Source organism: Paenibacillus sp. MY03 (genome assembly GCF_002165585.1).
Lineage (GTDB): Bacteria > Bacillota > Bacilli > Paenibacillales > Paenibacillaceae > Pristimantibacillus > Pristimantibacillus agaridevorans.
On record NZ_MXQD01000014.1, the window covers coordinates 199,776 to 217,869 of the forward strand.

Consider the following 18,094-nt stretch of genomic DNA (forward strand, 5'->3'; position numbering starts at 1 on the left):
TGACTACAATGGCTTTAAGAACATCACATTTTCATACAGGAGGACTACCCTTGAAACAAGACATTCGTAAAGTAAAACCTCTTCAAATGACAGCCGCCCGCTGGACGACTGGATTCTGGGCGGACCGCTTTGGACTTTGCCACAACGAGATGATTGATTCCATGGAGAAGGCACTGCAGGTAAAGGAGAACGGTGCATATATGCCGAACTTCGAGGTGGCTGCTGGTCTGAAAACCGACAGGCATTACGGCGAGGACTGGTCTGACGGCGACTGCTACAAGTTTCTGGAAGCGTGTGCGCACGTATATGGCCTGACCAAGGACACTGAGCTGAACCAAAAGATGGACAAGTATATAGGCTTTATCGCGAAGGCTCAGGAAGAAGACGGCTACATCAGCACGAACGTGCAGCTCAGCCACAAGCAGCGCTGGGGACAACGGATTTTCCATGAGGATTATAACTTCGGGCACCTCCTGACGGCGGCGTGCGTGCACCATACAGCGACCGGCAAGGACAATTTCCTCAACGTTGCTATCAAAGCGGCGGACTATCTGAACCATACCTTCAACCCTTGTCCGAAGCACCTGATCCACTATGGCTGGAACCCATCCAACATTATGGGCCTTGTGGAACTATACCGTATAACAGACAATGAGCAGCACCTGAAGCTGGCAGATATTTTTATGACCATGAGAGGAGCAGGCTACGGCGGCGAAGACCAGAACCAGGACCGCACACCGCTTCGTGAGGAGATCGAGGCCACAGGCCATGCGGTTACCGCTGTTTATCTGTATGCTGGTGCTGCGGATGTGTACGCCCACACCCAAGAGAAATCCATTATGAACGCGCTGGAGAAAATATGGGACAATATGTACCTTAAGAAGATGTACATCACCGGAGGAATCGGTTCCATTTACAACGGTCTCTCTCCGAACGGCGACAAAATCTGGGAAGCCTTTGGCACCGACTATCATCTACCGAATCGTTCCGCTTATACCGAAACATGCGCAAACATCGGGAATGCCATGTGGTCCATGCGGATGTTTGACCTGACCCAGAACCCTAAATATATGGATGTTTTTGAAAAAGTCGTCTACAACAATCTGTTGGGCTCCATGTCCCTTGACGGCCAGCATTTCTGCTACACCAACCCACTGGAAACCCGCGGCGGCAAGCTGTTCAACCATTCCTCGCTCCAGACCCAACATTTCCGGACGCAGCGCTGGTTCACGCATACCTGCTACTGCTGCCCGCCGCAGGTGCTGCGTACAGTGGCCAAGCTGAATCAGTGGGCTTACGGACAATCCATTGACGGATTGTACTTCCACCTCTACAGCGGCAATGAGCTGAAGACGGTGCTGGAATCCGGAGAAACGCTGGAGTTGGACGTTCAGACCCGCTTCCCGGCCGAGGAAACCGTCCGCATCACGGTCAAGAGCAGCCTGAAGCAAGAAACCTCCATCTTCCTGCGCATTCCGACTTGGGCGGAGGGAGCTTCCGTGAAGGTGAACGGGCAAGCGCTTGAAGGCGTTACGGCTAGTAACTATTTCGAGACCCGTCAGGCCTGGAAGGCGGGCGATGCTATTGAGCTCGTCTTGCCGATGCAGGTTCGCATGATCGCAGCCAATCCGATGGTGGAGGAAGCGCGCGGACAAGTTGCGTTTACGTACGGTCCCTTCGTATACTGCCTGGAGAGCGTCGACCTTCCGGAAGACACTTGCATCGACCAGATCCGTATTCCGCATCAGATCAAGCTTACGGCACAGTACGACAGCGAGTTGCTGGGCGGTGTAACGAGACTGAAGGGAACTGCCGTAAAGCTTCCGCCTGCTGATCATAGCGATGCTCTATACAAGCCGTTCTCGCCTTTGCAGACGGAAGATATCGAGATTAATCTCGTTCCTTACTATGCCTGGAACAACCGCAGCCACAGCGACATGTCGGTCTGGCTGCCATTAATCTAGCATCAGCTTGTGAAAAGCCGGCCAGGCCCTCTGTTATTCGGGAGCGGCTGGCTTTTTATATATAAGCGAGGACTCTGATGAATATACTTATGCACACGCCAAAGAGGCAGCGTAACGGAGCATTCCCGGCCGCTGCCTTTTTACATCATTGCTTGCGAAGTATCGCCACGCCCTTGCTAGTCTCTGTCTACTGCTGTGCGGTTAGCATCACTTCATTTCCTCTTTAAACGGCAAAATCATGCCCTTTAAATCCTTCACCGCATATTTCTCAATAATCTCGCGATTGATCTCCACACCAATACCAGGTCCATCCGGAATCGACACCATACCGTCCTTCATCGTAATGGCATGACCGATCAGATCCGCACGGAATGGATGGGACGATTGATCGTATTCCAGCATAGGCTCCTCAGGGAACAGGCCCAGCGGGGTCGGCGCCAGGGACGCAATGAATTGGAGCGAGGCCGCCAGGCCAACTCCCGAACCCCAAACATGAGGAACCATCATCGTATTCCAGGCTTGTGCGAGCGTTGCAATCTTCTTGCATTCCGTGAAGCCTCCCGAGGAGCAGAGATCAGGCTGCACAATGTCAAGCGCGCCTTGCGCAATCCAGTGACGGTAGCCCATCTTGCCAAACAGATTCTCACCGGATGCAATTAATGTTCCTGTAGCATGACGAATCGCTTTGTAGCCGTCTATATCCTCCGGAGCCAGCAATTCTTCCATAAAATACAGCTTAGACGACTCCGACTCCAGCAGCAGCCTTCTTGCCAGTCCCGTGTTATAGGCGCCATTGGCATCCGCCATGAGCCGCATTTCCGGTCCCACCGCTTCCCGGACGGAGGTGATCAAGGCCAGATCCTCGTCTATGCCGAAGCCGATCTTAAGCTTCATGGCACGAAGACCATTCGCCTTATGCTGCAACGCCTCTGCTACGCCATCCGCGGGGTAGCTGCCCTTCGCCGTCCGGTAGAAGCCGGTCGCATACGGCATAACCTGCGTGCGGAACGTGCCGCCGAGCAGCTTGCTGACGGGAAGGCCGCAGCTTTTGCCCTTAATGTCCCACAATGCGATATCAATGCCGCTTATAGCATTCACCGCCGCGCCGCCTTGGCCGTAAGGACGCGACAGATTGTACATTTCCTCCCAGAGCACATCCGTGTCATGAGGATCTCTTCCTATTAGAAGTGGCGCAAACGCGTGTCTAATAAAGGCGGCGGCAATCTCCGGCGGCTGGAGCCCATGGCACAGGCACTCTCCCCACCCTGTAATGTCGGCATCCGTCTCGATCTCCACCAGCACCGACGAGCGCTGCTTCACCCAGCCTTGAGAGAAATAAAAAGGTTCCTCCAGCAGCGATTTCATGACATGCACTTGAACGTTTGTTATCCGCATCCCGCATTCCCCTTTGCGTTCGATTACTTCAATTATACCCCCTTCATTTTTTATGTCAAACACAATTTTATATATAAACTTAAGTAGGTAAAACAAGACACTCCAGCTTACAGCGCTGAAGCGTCTTGTTCACGCAGTCAATAATCATTATGCAGCCGGATCGAAACCCCGCCGTCAATCACAAGAGAGGAGCCCGTCATATAGGATGCCTTGTCGCTTGCAAGAAAGGCGACCAGCTCGCCAATCTCGTCAGGCTCCGCCATTCTTCCCAGCGGGATATTCCGGGTCAGCTCCGCTTCCCTCGTCTTGCGGTTATCAACGGGAATGGTGCTCAGGTATCGATCCATAGCTATGTTCCGCGTTAATCCTGGCAGAACGGCATTAATCCGGATGCCGAATGGCGCCAGCTCCAACGCAAGACTCCTCGACATGGCCGTTACTCCGCCCTTGATCGCCGCATAGGAGCTGAAGCCCGGAAGCGTAACATGCGCATGTACGGAGGCGATATTAATAATGGAACCTGACTGGTTCCGCTTCATATGAGGCAGCACCTGTTGAATTAGGAGGAACTGCCCCTTCAGGTCCGTCCGCAACACACGATCCAATTCCTCCGAATGAATCTGCTCCACCGGCCTGTAATAATGAGTTCCTACATTATTAACCAGAATGTGAACATCACCGAATTGGGAGACGGTCTGCTCCACAGCCGCCTGCAATTCCTCCTCCTTGGCTACATCCGTACGTATGAACAGCACTTCACCGCCGGTAGCAGTCAGCTCTGACATGGCCGCTTCGCCAGCATCCTCGTTCCAGTCCAGCATAGCGACGCGGCAGCCCTCTCGAAGCAGCACCTCGACGATGCCTCTGCCAATGCCTCCAGCGGCGCCCGTTACAATCGCAACCTTTCCTTTCATATCGCTAATCGGCCTCCTTGTCCTGAAGCTGCTTAACCCTTCACGCCAGAGAACGCAACGCCCTTCTCAATATACTTCTGCGCGAACAGAAAGATCAGCAGCAGTGGAATCATAGATACGAACGCGCTGGCCATCAGCATGTTTTGCAGCACGCTTGGCTGATTTTGCAGATCGTTGAGCGCAACGGTAAAGGTCCAATATTTCGGCGAGCTGTTGACGACAAGCGGCCACAGAAACTCATTCCATACCGGTATGAAGGTCATAACGCCGACCGTAGTGAAGATTGGAATGGACAGTGGCGTCACGATTTGCAGAAAGGTTCTGAGCTCTGATGCGCCATCCACTCTGGCCGCCTGCAGCAGCTCCTTGGACACCTGATCGAAGAAGCCTTTGAACAGGAAGATCACAATCCCCCACGCGGTGTGCGGCAGGATAACCGCAAGCAGAGAGTTGACGAGACCCAAGTCTTTCATTAGAAGGTACAGGGGCAGCAGCAAGGATATATCCGGAATCATAATAGTGGCCAAGAAGAACATCACCCATATAAACTTCCATCTCTTGCTCTCGATCAGATGAGCCAGCGCATAACCGGCAAGCCCGCCCAGCACCATCTGCACAAGCACGCTCGCCACTGTAATAATGGCGCTGTTCAGGAAGTATTGGGCGAAGCCCAGCGCCCCGGCCGTATCCTGCGCCACCTTGTTCAGCGCCGTATAGCTGCTGAATATCCGAATCCAATTGGATGTCTCGCTAATGGCAACTACTTGACCTTTAACCAGCTCATTGGATCCGTAGAAGGCCGAGAAGCGAGTGGACAGATCCGACTCCGCTATAGAAGGCGTTACCGCTATGCTCTTGCCGCCCTCCCCCTCCCAATTGAACTTGGACAGCTTGTTCTCCCGAATAATCGGCAGCTTCTTATCCATCATCTTGTCGTTGAAGATCGTGGTTGGCACAACCTTGGGCTGTCCTACGAAGAACATGGAGGAGACGGTCTCTGCCGTATAGAGCGTTCGCCCGTCCTTCACGCCAGTCACGGTCACATCGCCGATGCTTTCCCGAATATTTTTCATCCACGGGTACCACATGGCTCTCATGGCGTCCTTCTCGTAAAACTCCGGATCGCTTTCATTGATCCCCGTATAATCGATGGTCACTTCAATGGATTGGGGAATCGTCGGCAGCCACTTGGGCGGATAGGAGTTAATATCCTTCTCCGTCTTAAGCGAGGAGGCGAACATCCACAGAATGGGGATCAACGCAAAGATTACGAATGATATCGTCACCACATAGGCCGTAATCCTAAGCGATCTTCCGCCTTTTTCCCTGATGCGTGTACGTTCCATATATGATCAATCCTTTTCTGCGGAAATTTTATTCTGAATGAGGGTCAGCACCGCAATGACGATAAACATAAATACGGATACCGCACCGGATATGCCGAATCGGGATTGCTGGAAGGCCGAGTTGACCACGAGCATGGACACCACGGTTGTGCTTCCGGCCGGTCCGCCTTGCGTCATAATATAGATATGGTCATAAGCCAGCAATACGCCTGACATAAAGGCTACAAATTGAATAACTATAATAAATTTGATGTTGGGCAGAAGCATCGTCCACATTCTTCTCCATGGACCAGCTCCATCCATCTTCGCCGCCTCCAATATTTCCGTTGGAATGGACTTCAGCGCAGAATAATACAGGAGCAGCGATATGCCGTTGCCGGCGAATACAGCGGGCAACACAATCGCAAGCTTCGTCATCGTGGCGTCGTTGAGCCACAGGTATGGACCTAATCCTACAAAATCAAGCCAATAGTTGAGCAGACCAAAATCCGGGTTGTACATCCACTTCCACACGAGCACCCCGCCTACAAGCGGCATGATTGTCGGCATTTGATACATGAATCGAAAAAACGCATTACCCTTCTGAATGTCGTATAGGAACAAAGCCTGAACAATAGGAATCCAGAACGTCAGGCCCAAATAAAGCGCAAAAAATATAAATGTATTCGAAATCGCTTGCCAGAACGTGGTTGAGCTCAGAAATTCTGTATAGTTGGCGAAGCCGATGAATTTGCCAGGCGGATTAACGATGCTATAGTCAAAAAAACTAATATACGCCATATTCAACAACGGATAATATTTGAACAGCAAATAACATACGACGGAAGGCAACAGAAACAGAACAGGCACCCAGCGAATGTTTAATGTACGCAACATATGTCTCCCTCACCCCAGGAACGGCTATCGGGATTCCCCCTGCCGGGAGAATCCCAATGGCTATTATTTTTTAACTTCTTGATTATATTTGTCTACGACTTCACGCTGTGCCAGACCCTGCGCCTTCTGCATAACCGCCATAGGATCCGCTTTCTCATCCAGAAGCACCTCTTGAACAGCTTTGACCACATAAGGGCTCAGACGCGCTTTCAGGAAGTATTCCAGACGCCCTTCGCCGGCAGCCGCTTGCACGTTCTCAATCAGCTCTTGGGGCATACCTTCTACGAATTGGGATGCGTCAACATCAGATCTTACATTCAGCAGATTCGGGAAGATTCCGTTATCCATTTGATATTGCAGCAGGCCATCCTGTACTTCCTTTGACATCAGGTACGTTGCGTATGTGAACGCCGCTTGCTGCTTCTCTGGCGTTGCCTTCGGATTAAAGATCCACACCGCGCCGCCTACCTGTGCTGGGGATGTTCCGCCTGGGCCCGGAGGCAGTGCGGAGAAGCCAATATTTTCAATATCCATGCCCGAGGATACCATACCGCCGAACCAGTTGGATGCCGCAATCATCGAAGCTGCGCGTCCTTGATAGAAGTCATTGGTATTCTCATCCAGGCTTTGTACCACATTTTTTTGTGTCGCTTTATACTTGAATTTCAGATCTTGGTAGTATTGAAGCGCCTTTACGGCAGGCTCAGATGTGAAGGTCAGCTTAGCGCTTCCATCTTCCTGCTGCTCGGTCAGGTCGCCGCCGGCTTGCCATACATAATATTCGAAGAACCAGTCCGCCCAATCCATACCCAGCAGAGCGTAGCCATATTGATTTTTGGAGGCGTCCGTCAGCTTCTGCGCCGCTTCTCCAAAGGACTCCCAGTCCTTCAAGGCTTCTTTTTCATCCAGGCCCGCGTCAGCAAACATTTGTTTGTTGTAAGCCAGTCCCGTTACATACATGAAGTTCGGAATGCCGTAAATTTTGCCGTCTCTTGTAGCTGCCTGTGTAGCGGATGGCAGGAACATATCCTTCTCCGCGTAGTTGTTCCACAGCTCCGTAATATCAGCCGCAATGCCTTGGTCGATGTAGGATTCCATATCCGGGAACGCATTTGCGTACAGATCCGGCTGCTCGCCGCCTACAACGGCTGTCATGAACTGCTCTCTTTCTTTGGTCAGCGTCTGCATGACGTGTTCAACCTTGATATTGGGATACTTCTCGGCGAAATCCTTGAACACCTGCTCCCAATATGGCTTAGCCGGGTCGCCGTCCTGCGGCATGTCCCATGATACAATCTCAACCACTTCATCCGTAGCAGGCGGTGCTGACGCGGCATCATCTCCGTTGCCGCTTCCATTATTGCCGCCGCCGTTGTTGCCGGAGCATGCTGCCATGAACAGCGATACAACAAGAGTCAGGGCCAGAACAGCCATTAGCTTTGCTTTCTTTTTCACTGATAGTTCCCCCATTCGAGTGATGTGCTTAAACTTTGCTTTGCTTTGCTTTACACTTCTTATTGTAGAAGGAATGGGGGCGTGAGCTGTAAGAATATATTAGGCGGTTCATACGAAAATCTTAACCATACATACAGAAACGAGCGGAAGCCTTGGAAGGCTGTCCGCTCGCCTGGATTAGTCGAACTCCATATTATAAGCGTCAATGACCTCGCGCTGAGCTTTCTCCTGCGCTCGGGTGAGGGCATCATATGGCTTTGTGTTTTCATTCAGCAGAACCTCCTGAACCGCAGCAGAGACATAAGGGCTTAGACGGGACTTCAGGAAATATTCAAGCCGACTCCCCTCGGCTGCCCGCTGAATACTGCGGACAAGCTCCTCCGGCATCCCTTCGGCGTAAGAGATAGGATCAACATCCTCCCGCACTGACAATAGATTGGGCAGCATACCGTGCTCCTTCTGGAATCGAAGCATCTCCTCCAACGCGTATTTGGATGTCATGAAGGTCGCGTAGGTGAAGGCTGCCCGCTGCTTCTCTTCCGTTGCGTTCGGGTTCAATATCCAGATGCCCCCGCCCACTTGTGCGAGTGACACGCCGGCGGGACCCTTCGGAAACGTCATCACACCGATATCATCCATGTCAACACCCGATTCCAGCATTTCCCCGAACCAGTTGGAGGCTGTAATCATCGTCGCGGCGCGCCCAGCGTAGAAGTCTTTTTTGTTGTCATCCAGACTTTGCAGCGTGTTGGGCTGCGTCACGCCATAGCGGAACTTCAAATCCTGATAATAGCTCAGCGCCTGAACCGCGGCATTGGAATTAAAGGTCAGCTGCACGGTTCCATCAGGATTCTTGCTGGTAAGATCACCTCCGGCTTGCCACACATAATATTCATAGAACCAATCCGCCCACTCGGTTCCCAGAATGGTATAGCCATATTGATTGCTGGAGCGGTCGGTCACTTGCTCCGCCGCCGCTGCGAAGGAGTCCCAATTCAAGAACGCTTCCTCCGGGTTGATGCCATTCTCCTCAAAAATCCGTTTGTTATACGCCAAGGCTGTCACATACATGAAGTTAGGAATACCATAGATTCGTCCATCCTTCTCCGCTGTCGTCATAGCAATGGAGGAATAGTCGGCGCTGTCCGGATATTGTGTCCACAGCTCTGTAATATCGGCAGGAATGCCCTGATCAATGTACGACTCCATATCGGGAAATGCGGCATTGTACAAATCCGGCTGCTCGCCCCCTGCGACAGCGGTCATAAACTGCTCGCGTTCCTTCTGGAAGGCCGCCTCCATATGAATCACCCGGATATGGGGATAGGCCTGCTCGAATTCCTGAAACATGCGCTCGTAATACGCCTTCTCTGCCGAGCCCGCGAATGGCTTGTCCCAGACAACAATTTCGATAACAGGGTCCGTCAAGCCATCTTCCAGCTTCAGATGGTTATCTCCGGAGCACGCGGTCAAAGACAATAGGAACCATAGGACAGCGCCCGCCGCTAATGTCGCTCTTGTCACAATACCTGCAACCATCCTTCTCCCCTCCTTTCTACGCATGCGGAGCGCTCTTATCCCTATATTGGCCTGGAGTAGCGCCAAAGCGCTTGCGGAATACGCTTCCGAAATAAGCCGCATCGTCGAAACCGACCCTCTCGCTGATATCGCGTATCTTCATATCGGTCTCCACCAGCAGCCGCGCCGCTTCCTTCATCCGAAGCCCATTCAAGAAATCAACAAAGGATTCCCCGTATTTCTCCTTAAAGCGCTTGGAGAAGTAATTGGGATGAATAAAGAACCGTTCCGCAATCATCGCCAGCTGGATAGGCTCTGCGTAATGGCGCTCCAAGTAGAGCCGAACCGCCTCCATAATTTCTTTTCCTTCAATATTATTGGATTTGGACAATAAGCCAATCATATTCGTAACGAGCCGCTTCATCTGCTCGACAATCTCATGCCATGCTGTCGCTTGCTGCAGCTCTCGCTGCAAATCTGTCAGCTCGCCGATCGCCCACTGCGAATCCGTGGCATGGGTGATCCAATATTTGTTGAGGAATAGATACAAATCCACGCAGAACCATTCCACCATCACATAGCTGGAGGCGGGCTCCTGCACAATGGCGCCAAGCCGCCGCTCGATCCACTTGTGAACCTTGTCCTTCTCCCACTTGCCCAGCCAATCCTCCAGAAGCTTGACATCCTCTTGGCCGATAAAGGACTTCCGTTGCGCCTCTTGGCCCCCATTCGCTGCGCCCTGGGCCTGATAGATCCGATTCCCTCCATGAAGGATCGCGTTCCTGGCGATCTGCTTCGCTTCCCGGTAGCTCTCCTGCACCTTCGCCATTTGTGGCTGATAAGGCCCTATGCCTATCGTGACTCCCAGCTTGAGATACTTCCGAATGCCGAACGAAATCGCTTCCAGCGTATAGGTCACTCCCGCGCTGTCCTGCCCCTTCTGAAGTCCAAGCACGTACACCAGCTCGAAGCGCCTCAGCGAATGATGCACAAGGATGCCCCTGATAGCATTGGACAGGAAGCGCTCCGTTACAATATTTTTGATTGCGAACCAGAGCAGCTCCTCCTCACCTGGACCAAAGGAGCCATGAGGCACCTTGAACGGCTCCAATTGGAGGACAACCGCCGTAAATGCAGCTCCATGCTTCGCAAGCTCATTCAGCTCGCTGCTGGCCTCCGCGAAGTCCTCTTCCTGCAGGAATTGGGTAAGCGCCTGCTGACGGGAAGCCTCCTGGCTTGTTTCAGCCACGCACTTCAGCTCCTGAATCATCTGATCCGTCTGCTGCTCCGCCTCTCTGCGCTCCAACAGCTCCATCAGCGTAGCATACAGCTCATCGTCCTCCAGCGGCTTCACCAGATAATTGCTGACTCCGTATTTGATCGCTTGCCTGGCGTAATCAAATTGATCATAGCCGGTGACAATGATCAGCTTAACCCGGGCATCCAGCTCCAACGCATGTCGGATAAATTCCAGACCGTTCATGCCGGGCATATGAATATCCGTTACAATCAGCTCCGGCTTCGCTGTCTTCATCAGCTCCAGCCCCTTGAGCCCGTCCCCCGCTTCCGCTACGACCTCTACAGGCAGACCGGTTTGACGAATCTTATGGATGATGCCTTGTCGAATAATGGGCTCGTCATCCAACACCATAATTCTCATATCGTTTAAGCCTCCTGGTCGGGCAAATAGGTTTTGATCGTAATTGAAAAGGTTGTCCCATATTGCTCGTCGCTGCTGAACGTAATGCCGCATTCCGAACCATATAACATGCGGATACGGGATTGCACATTGTGAAGGCCAATAGAAGCCTGTTGATGTTCAAGCCCTGCAGGAGCATCCTCCAGTTGCAGCAGCGCCCTCAGCCACTGCTGCCGCTCCTCATCAATGACCAAACCATTATTCCATATTTTCACCTGAAGCTCGTCCTGACTCAGAGAAATCGCTTCAATTCGGACAATCCCGCCATCAATGCTATGGCTGATTCCATGATTGACGCTGTTCTCCACTAGCGGCTGGAACAGAAGCTTTGGGATCGGCACCTGCTCCAGACCCGGCTCCAAATAAATGGTGTAGTCCAGCCTGCTGTCGAACCGGATTTTCTGTATGGACAAATAGAGCCTGATTTGCTGAAATTCCGCATCCAGCTTGGACACATCATTGCCGCTTATATTATAACGGAACATCTTGGCCAGCGAGCGGCTGATCAGAGATACTCGATCGTCCCCGTGCAGCGAGGAGATACTATCGATAATGCCTAAGGTGTTGTACAGGAAATGGGGATTAATCTGCGATTGCAGCGATTTGATTTCCGCATTTTTTTTCACTATTTCCGATTCATATACCTTGCTGATCAGACGGTTAATCTCCCTGGTCATACGATTGAAGGATTTGCTCAGATACCCGATCTCATCCTCGGTACGCACGGGAAGCACGACGGAATAATTACCCTTCTCAATCGCTTTCATGCCTTTGCTGAGCAGCTTAAGCGGCGTAATGGTGCGGGACGATATAAATCCCGCCAACAGCATGGAGAACAGCAGGGTGAACACGCCAATCCAGATCGTCCGCTTCGTGAAATTGTCGGCAGACTCCGTCAGCACCCGAGTAGGCACCTCCGTAACGACAAGCCAGCCCGTATGACCCAGACTGTCATAAGCGATCAATTGGTTTTCTCCTAAGCTGGAACGGTAATAGTGGCCTTTGCTCTGGCTGCCCACCATCAGCAGCTCCTCAGCGGTCAAGATGCGCTTGCCCCGCTCAGCGGCATGCCTGGAATACACGATGGTGCCAAGCTCCTTATCCACCAGATAGGTTCTGCCCTCTCGGCTCCCCTCGCTTTCCGCCAGCCACTGCTCCAGCGATTCCGATGACAGCGTAAAATGCATCACACCAATAATGGGACCGGGCGATGTCAAGGTAATTTGTCGAATCGCTTGGACATACGACAGCGTGTAACCGACCCGCTGTCCTGACGCGCTGGGATTGTACATGTCCGTAGGCAGCCACAAGCCTTTGCCATTGGCTCCAATCGCGACTTCCGTCAAGCGCTGCATTTCACTGGGGGCAATCAGGGTGGATACCAGACCGCCTACCCGCATAGCGAAGCCGTCAAGCTGCGAGATCACCACATTCGATACAATGGGATGATTGTATACAAAATTGGATATTTTGCCGCGGTAAGAGCTTTGTCCCTCCGGATCCGTGCCCATACCGCGCACAAACTGATGAAAGTCAAAGTCTCCAAAGTAGTTCCAGGCAAAGCTTTTGACGTTCGTCATATTTGCGTTCAGCGTGGAAGCGGATTGCTGCGTCAGGCGAAGATGACTATCTACTGCCTGTGCCCGCAAGTCATTAGCCGTTCGGAAATAGAAGTCGAACAGGAGCACGAATACAATTAAAGCGATAATAATCAAATAAGACAATAATATTTTGCGATACAGGGACTTGCCGATGTATCGGCTTATAGCATACAAGACTCGCAATGCTCCACCTCTCCTTCCCAGTATCACGTCCTCTTATTGTAAGGGATGAGATACAAAGTGGAAAAGAGCACCCGTTTCCAATTGGAAACAAAGTGCTCAAACCAGCGGGACAGCCTACTTCTGTGACAAACGAAGGTTATCGATCACGAACGAATCTCCGCTCTCCGGCGCATCCTCCCACAGATACAGCTGAATGGAGGCGATTCCCGAAGCGTCGAGCCCCGTCGCTTCCGCTCCCCAGAAGCCCTCTTGCTCCCCCCATACAGGGTCGGAGGCCTTGAACTGGGCTATCGAAATCGTGCGGGATTCCTTGGCCCCAATGGCAAAATAATACGTACGAAGCGCGCCCTTCTTATCCGTTACATTCGCGCGAAGCTGGATCGGCAGCGCATTGGGATTGGTCACATCGGCGACCACGAGCGGCTTGCTTCCCAGGTTCCATGGGGCTGCCGGCTTGATCTCCACTCCGGAGTAATCCGCGTCTAGCGTACCTACGCTAACCTTCATCGCCCGTTTGCCATCCGTTGCGCCAGTGGCTCCATACTGAACAACGGCTGTTTTGTAGGCTGTAACGATGGACAAATCCTCGTTCGACTCAAAGGACATCAGCCACTCCTTGCCTGGCTGGCCGCCTCCTGTACCTGTGCCCTTGCCAAGAAACCGGATGTCATATGCTCTCGCATGCACATCCTTTGCAGCGCTAACCATTTCCTCGTAAGGCACATCGGCTACATCCACAAAACCTAGGTTGTAATTTTCCCCGTCCCATGCGCGTCCAAGCAGCGGCTGATCCACATATTGGAACCAATGCGCACCGACAAAATAAGGATTGTTCAGTACAGTCTCCATATAATGAACATACTTCTCGCCGCGATTCTCTTGATCCACAGCCGACGTATCCGCGTTTGGTCCCGTTCCGAACATGCCTCTGTCATCCGAAGCGAAAGCAAATTCACCGATAATCGCCGGCATATCGAGCTCCTCAAGATGCATCCAGTTTTCGCCTTCCACATCCTCTTTATACACATTGAAGCTGATGACGTCCACATACTTCGCCGCTGCCTTCTGCACCTCTTCGCTTGTGCCCCACTCCGCAAATCTCGAGCCCAGATAAAGGGTATCGGGAAGCTTCGCGCTCACCGCTTTATCCACAATGCGGAAGTACTCATCCGCCAGAAGACTCAGCATGGTCGAATAGTCAGGCAGCATGCCCTCGGACAGCTCTGCCGGCTGATAAGGCTTGCCAAGAGCGTCAAAGGAGGCGAAGCTGGTGCCCCATTGGCTGTTCAGACTTTCAATTTTGTTTTGATAAACAGACTTCAGGTGGGCAATCATTGTGCGTTTGGCATAGCTGCTCTTGGCTGAGCTGTCCATGGCCATAATGTTGCTGATCAGCGCGTACTTGCTTCCCGTATTGGCGGGATTGCCCCAAGCGATCTCGTTGTCGATGTACACCCCAATCATATACTTGTCATCTTCAACGCCATACGCCAATATTTGTTCGTCCAGCATGTCGTCCACGCTTGTCTTGAACGCCGGATCGAATGGATCTGCTACCGGCGCCCAGCCGCCTCCGCTTGGAATGGTGGCATGCTGTCCCCAATGCGTCCAGCCATTGGCAACATAAGCGATACCATGCTCATCGCCCTTCCCGAAGAATAATGCCGGGTCCGACCAGTTACCGAGCGAGCTGAAGCCCCAGCTCTTGAAGCGATCCACAGAGATGTCCTTCCATGCCTTCACGTAGTCCTGTCCGTATTTGCGCTCCAGATTGGCCTGGTAATGGTTGAACAGCCAGCCCTCTGTTTGCCCCAGTGGAGGAGCCCCTACTATGGATGTATAAGTGTAATGCTCGCCCAGCTCTCCATCCTTGGAGGGGAGCTCCGTGAACATATTTTCCCGGCCTGAGATCCAGGTATTCATATCATCCAGTCGAACGATATCAAGACCATTGGAGAAGAACAAGTAGCCCTCGGGATCCACCAGCGTCCACTTGCCTTCATGCTTCGCCACACGGAAGTGCCCGGTAGCTTCAAGCTTCGGTCCGTTCAGCCAACCGCCATATTTGCTTGTTTCCAACGGCTTGGCGCTGGCGAGCGCAGCAGCCTCTTCCTTCTTGTCAGCAAGGAAATCCCCATCGGTATGTACCTTGCCCTCCCAGTCCAAGCCCCTGTATTGGCCATAGCCATCCACCAGGTCGTCCATGTAGCTGAGATCCGTATTGGGATCGCCGATTACGGCAATGTTATCGAATAGGAGAGTGGATTCCTGCTTCGTATACATTTGCCACAGCTGGAATTCCACGATATGGCTGCTGTCCAGCCCCTTCTCTCCCCAGCCGTAGCCAAGCTGGCTGCCGGCAGGATTGGGCGGCAGAAACCGCATCCCGAGATCCAGCGCTTCCGAGCCCATGCTGAGAAAATATTTTTGTGTACTGTTTGCTTTCGCAACGGCAGCGCTTACAGTGGAATGCGCCACGCCGTCCGCGCTTTTGTCATCATCCATACGCAGATAGAAGGTAATGTCCTTGTCCGTCGGATTCGTGACCTCGAAGGACAATGCTTTGCCGCTGCCGAATTGCCAAGGCGTAGTCGCCGTGAATTTGACAGTCGGGAAGTCCGCAGCGGCGTACACGACCTTTAGCGCCTTGGAGTCCGTTGCCTCGTTGTGGACAACCTCAATCGTGGAATCTCCTGTCGTTACAAAGTCTGGAATTGCACCATTCTCGAAATCAAGAGAAGGGAATCCATATCGATGCGAGATGACACGGTCAAGCGCTGTCACCAGCTCTGCGAACGTAATTTTCGCTTGAGGGCGCAGCTTGCTCCCGTTGCCTACGAACACTCCAGCACCATATACGGTCTTAAGCGCCGCCTTCCCTTCAGCGCTCATACCGGCAATATCCCGGAAAATCCGGTCCAGCTCAACGCTTCCTGCAGCATCATCGCTTATGAATGCAGAAGCGACAATGACAGCTTCCTCTCGAGTAACTCCTTTATTGGCCTGATCAATAGACTTACCTTGGGACGCTTGAACAGCCCAAGCCGCTGCTCCCGCATTCGACTGTCTCGAAGCATCCATGGCTTCCCAGCCGATGGAGCTCCCAATCAGCTTCGCCGCATCCTCGCGAGAGAGCGCGCGATTCGGATTTTTTACCTCTTCTGATGCCGCCTCAACATATCCCGCCTGCACCCAAGCCTGTATTGTGCCATCCGCCCAGTGCTTGGAGGACATGCCATACGCCTGCGATGAGAACGCTCCCATCATGAGGAGGAAGACCAGAATCATCAAACTGTGTCGCTTCATTCCTTGTTAACCCCTTTCCGATTCATCTGCCCCTTCATTCTATCGAACTATGCTGGGCCAATCGCATAAATATCTTAAGCATTTGCATGGCAATCCTATAAAAATCGTAAGCGTTCTCCCAGCCTGTACAAGAAAGAGCAGCGAGGGCTTAACCTTTCAGCCCCGCTGCTCCTATATGGCTTCTTAACCTCTATTAGGCATAATTCAAGTAAACAGTACGCTTTTGGAGATAGCCCTCAATACCGTATTCGCCATCCTCGCCGCCGATGCCGCTCAGCTTATGGCCGCTGTGATGGCCCTGCATGCAGCCTGACATGCCTTGGTTCAGGAATACCGTTCCCACCTCCAGCACCTGGATTGCCTGCATCAGCTTGCGATAATCATTGGTGTACAGATAAGCCGATAAGCCAAGCTCGCTGGCATTAATGATGCTCACCGCTTCCTCGAAGCTTCCGATCCGAACAATCGGCAGGACCGGTCCAAAGATCTCTTCTCGTGCTGCAGCCATATCAGGCGTAACATTCGTGAGTACCGTCGGCTCGTACCAGTAGCCCTTCTGGAACCCGTCTCCTGTTGGACGTTTGCCGCCGGCAGCCAGAGTAGCGCCTTGTCGGACCGTCTCCTGCACGATAGCATCAATCTTCTCCAGATCCCGCCCGTTCGCCTTCGGCCCCATCGTCACCGACTCGTCGAAGGGATCGCCTAGCTTAATGGACTTCACTCGCTCCAGCAGCTTCTCCGTAAATGCATCGGCAATGCTCTCATGCACAAGCACCATCTCATTGCAGATGCACACCTGCCCGCAGTTCGCGAAGCGCGCGCCAACAGCCGCTTCTACCGCTTGATCCACATCAGCGTCCTCCAGCACAACAAACGGCGCTTTGCCGCCCAGCTCCAGAGATAACGCCGTAATGTTGTCCGACGCCGCCTTGTAGATCGCCTGTCCCGCTCTAACGCTGCCCGTAACAGTGACTAGCTTCGTAATGGGACTGCTGACCAGCGCCCCTCCGACCTCCACGCCTGTGCCCGTAACGAGATTGGCCACTCCAGGCGGGAAGCCAACCTCATCAATGAGACGGAACAGCTCGGCAGACGCAATCGGCGTGAGCTCATGCGGCTTAATGATCATCGTGTTCCCTGTCACCAGCGCCGGGCCCAGCTTGCGGCCAATGAGCGCGAGGGGATAGTTCCAGGCGCACAGCCCTACAGTGACGCCGTACGGCACCTTCTGAATCATAAGCATCTCGCCCTGACGGTTAGCCGGCAGCACATCGCCCTTCAAGCGGGTAGCCGATTCCGCCGCGTACATGAAATAAGCCATCGTATCGTCGACTTCGCCAAGCGCCTCGCGATAGGTCTTGCCTTGCTCAAGCACAAGCAGCCGGGCGAAATGCTCCCGCTCCTCTTGGATGCGGTCCACCAGCTTGACCAAATACCGAGCCCGCTCAACAGCAGGCAGCAGCTTCCACGAGCGCTGAGCTTTCTCCGAGGAGAGCAGCGCCTTCTGCACATCCTCCAGGTCCGCATCGCTGACATATCCAATCACTTCTTCATTGGCCGGGTTCAACACCTCAGTCAAGCGCCCGGAGGCCGAATCCATCCATAGTCCGTCTATATAAAGTCGATAATAGGTCGTATTCCCTTTTGTCCCCGTCATCATAACCTTCACCTCTTAATTGTAGGATTTCATCATTTTAAACTCTTCCCTCTTTTAAGCAGTACGAATATATTAATGAGGCTCTATAAATATATTAGCTTTTTTAAGCTTCATTATTCCGCTCAATACAGCCTGAATATACCCTTATTATGTGATCACGATCGATGTCTCGCGTTTGGT

General features: G+C 52.6%; 11 protein-coding genes. 1 reads left to right on the forward strand and 10 read right to left on the reverse strand.

All coding sequences use genetic code 11. The features are described 5' to 3' along the window. The first annotated feature begins 50 nt into the window (after nucleotides 1-50). A complete protein-coding gene (locus B1748_RS16460) occupies nucleotides 51-1,964 on the forward strand; it encodes a glycoside hydrolase family 127 protein (protein ID WP_179215623.1) in 1,914 nt (637 codons plus the stop codon). 207 nt (nucleotides 1,965-2,171) lie between these two features. On the opposite strand, the gene B1748_RS16465 is transcribed toward B1748_RS16460, so the two are convergent. From B1748_RS16465 to B1748_RS16510, 10 genes are all read right to left on the reverse strand, one after another. After that, on the reverse strand, nucleotides 2,172-3,359 hold the full coding sequence (locus tag B1748_RS16465) for a mandelate racemase/muconate lactonizing enzyme family protein (RefSeq protein WP_087569019.1): 1,188 nt from the start codon (nucleotides 3,357-3,359) through the stop codon (nucleotides 2,172-2,174). Nucleotides 3,360-3,496: 137 nt separating this feature from the next. Further along, nucleotides 3,497-4,273 (reverse strand): SDR family NAD(P)-dependent oxidoreductase, encoded by a 777-nt coding sequence (locus B1748_RS16470; protein WP_087569020.1) that lies wholly within the window; start codon nucleotides 4,271-4,273, stop codon nucleotides 3,497-3,499. Nucleotides 4,274-4,305: 32 nt separating this feature from the next. Further along, nucleotides 4,306-5,619 carry a carbohydrate ABC transporter permease gene (locus tag B1748_RS16475; protein ID WP_087569021.1) on the reverse strand — a complete coding sequence of 438 codons (1,314 nt, stop codon included), beginning with the start codon at nucleotides 5,617-5,619 and terminating at the stop codon, nucleotides 4,306-4,308. A gap of 6 nt (nucleotides 5,620-5,625) precedes the next feature. Then, entirely contained in the window at nucleotides 5,626-6,495 is an 870-nt protein-coding gene (locus B1748_RS16480) for a carbohydrate ABC transporter permease (RefSeq protein WP_087569022.1), read from the reverse strand. 63 nt (nucleotides 6,496-6,558) lie between these two features. Beyond that, on the reverse strand, nucleotides 6,559-7,950 hold the full coding sequence (locus B1748_RS16485) for an extracellular solute-binding protein (RefSeq protein ID WP_256975716.1): 1,392 nt from the start codon (nucleotides 7,948-7,950) through the stop codon (nucleotides 6,559-6,561). 177 nt (nucleotides 7,951-8,127) lie between these two features. Beyond that, nucleotides 8,128-9,489: an extracellular solute-binding protein gene (locus B1748_RS16490; RefSeq protein WP_087569024.1), complete on the reverse strand. Its 1,362-nt coding sequence runs from the start codon at nucleotides 9,487-9,489 to the stop codon at nucleotides 8,128-8,130. Nucleotides 9,490-9,505: 16 nt separating this feature from the next. Then, a complete protein-coding gene (locus B1748_RS16495) occupies nucleotides 9,506-11,128 on the reverse strand; it encodes a response regulator (RefSeq protein WP_179215624.1) in 1,623 nt (540 codons plus the stop codon). A gap of 5 nt (nucleotides 11,129-11,133) precedes the next feature. Further along, nucleotides 11,134-12,951, reverse strand: a complete 1,818-nt coding sequence (locus B1748_RS16500; RefSeq protein ID WP_087569026.1) for a cache domain-containing sensor histidine kinase — start codon at nucleotides 12,949-12,951, stop codon at nucleotides 11,134-11,136. Nucleotides 12,952-13,065: 114 nt separating this feature from the next. After that, nucleotides 13,066-16,257: an S-layer homology domain-containing protein gene (locus tag B1748_RS16505; protein WP_087569027.1), complete on the reverse strand. Its 3,192-nt coding sequence runs from the start codon at nucleotides 16,255-16,257 to the stop codon at nucleotides 13,066-13,068. 193 nt (nucleotides 16,258-16,450) lie between these two features. Then, nucleotides 16,451-17,917 (reverse strand): aldehyde dehydrogenase family protein, encoded by a 1,467-nt coding sequence (locus tag B1748_RS16510; protein WP_087569028.1) that lies wholly within the window; start codon nucleotides 17,915-17,917, stop codon nucleotides 16,451-16,453. Nucleotides 17,918-18,094 lie beyond the last annotated feature (177 nt).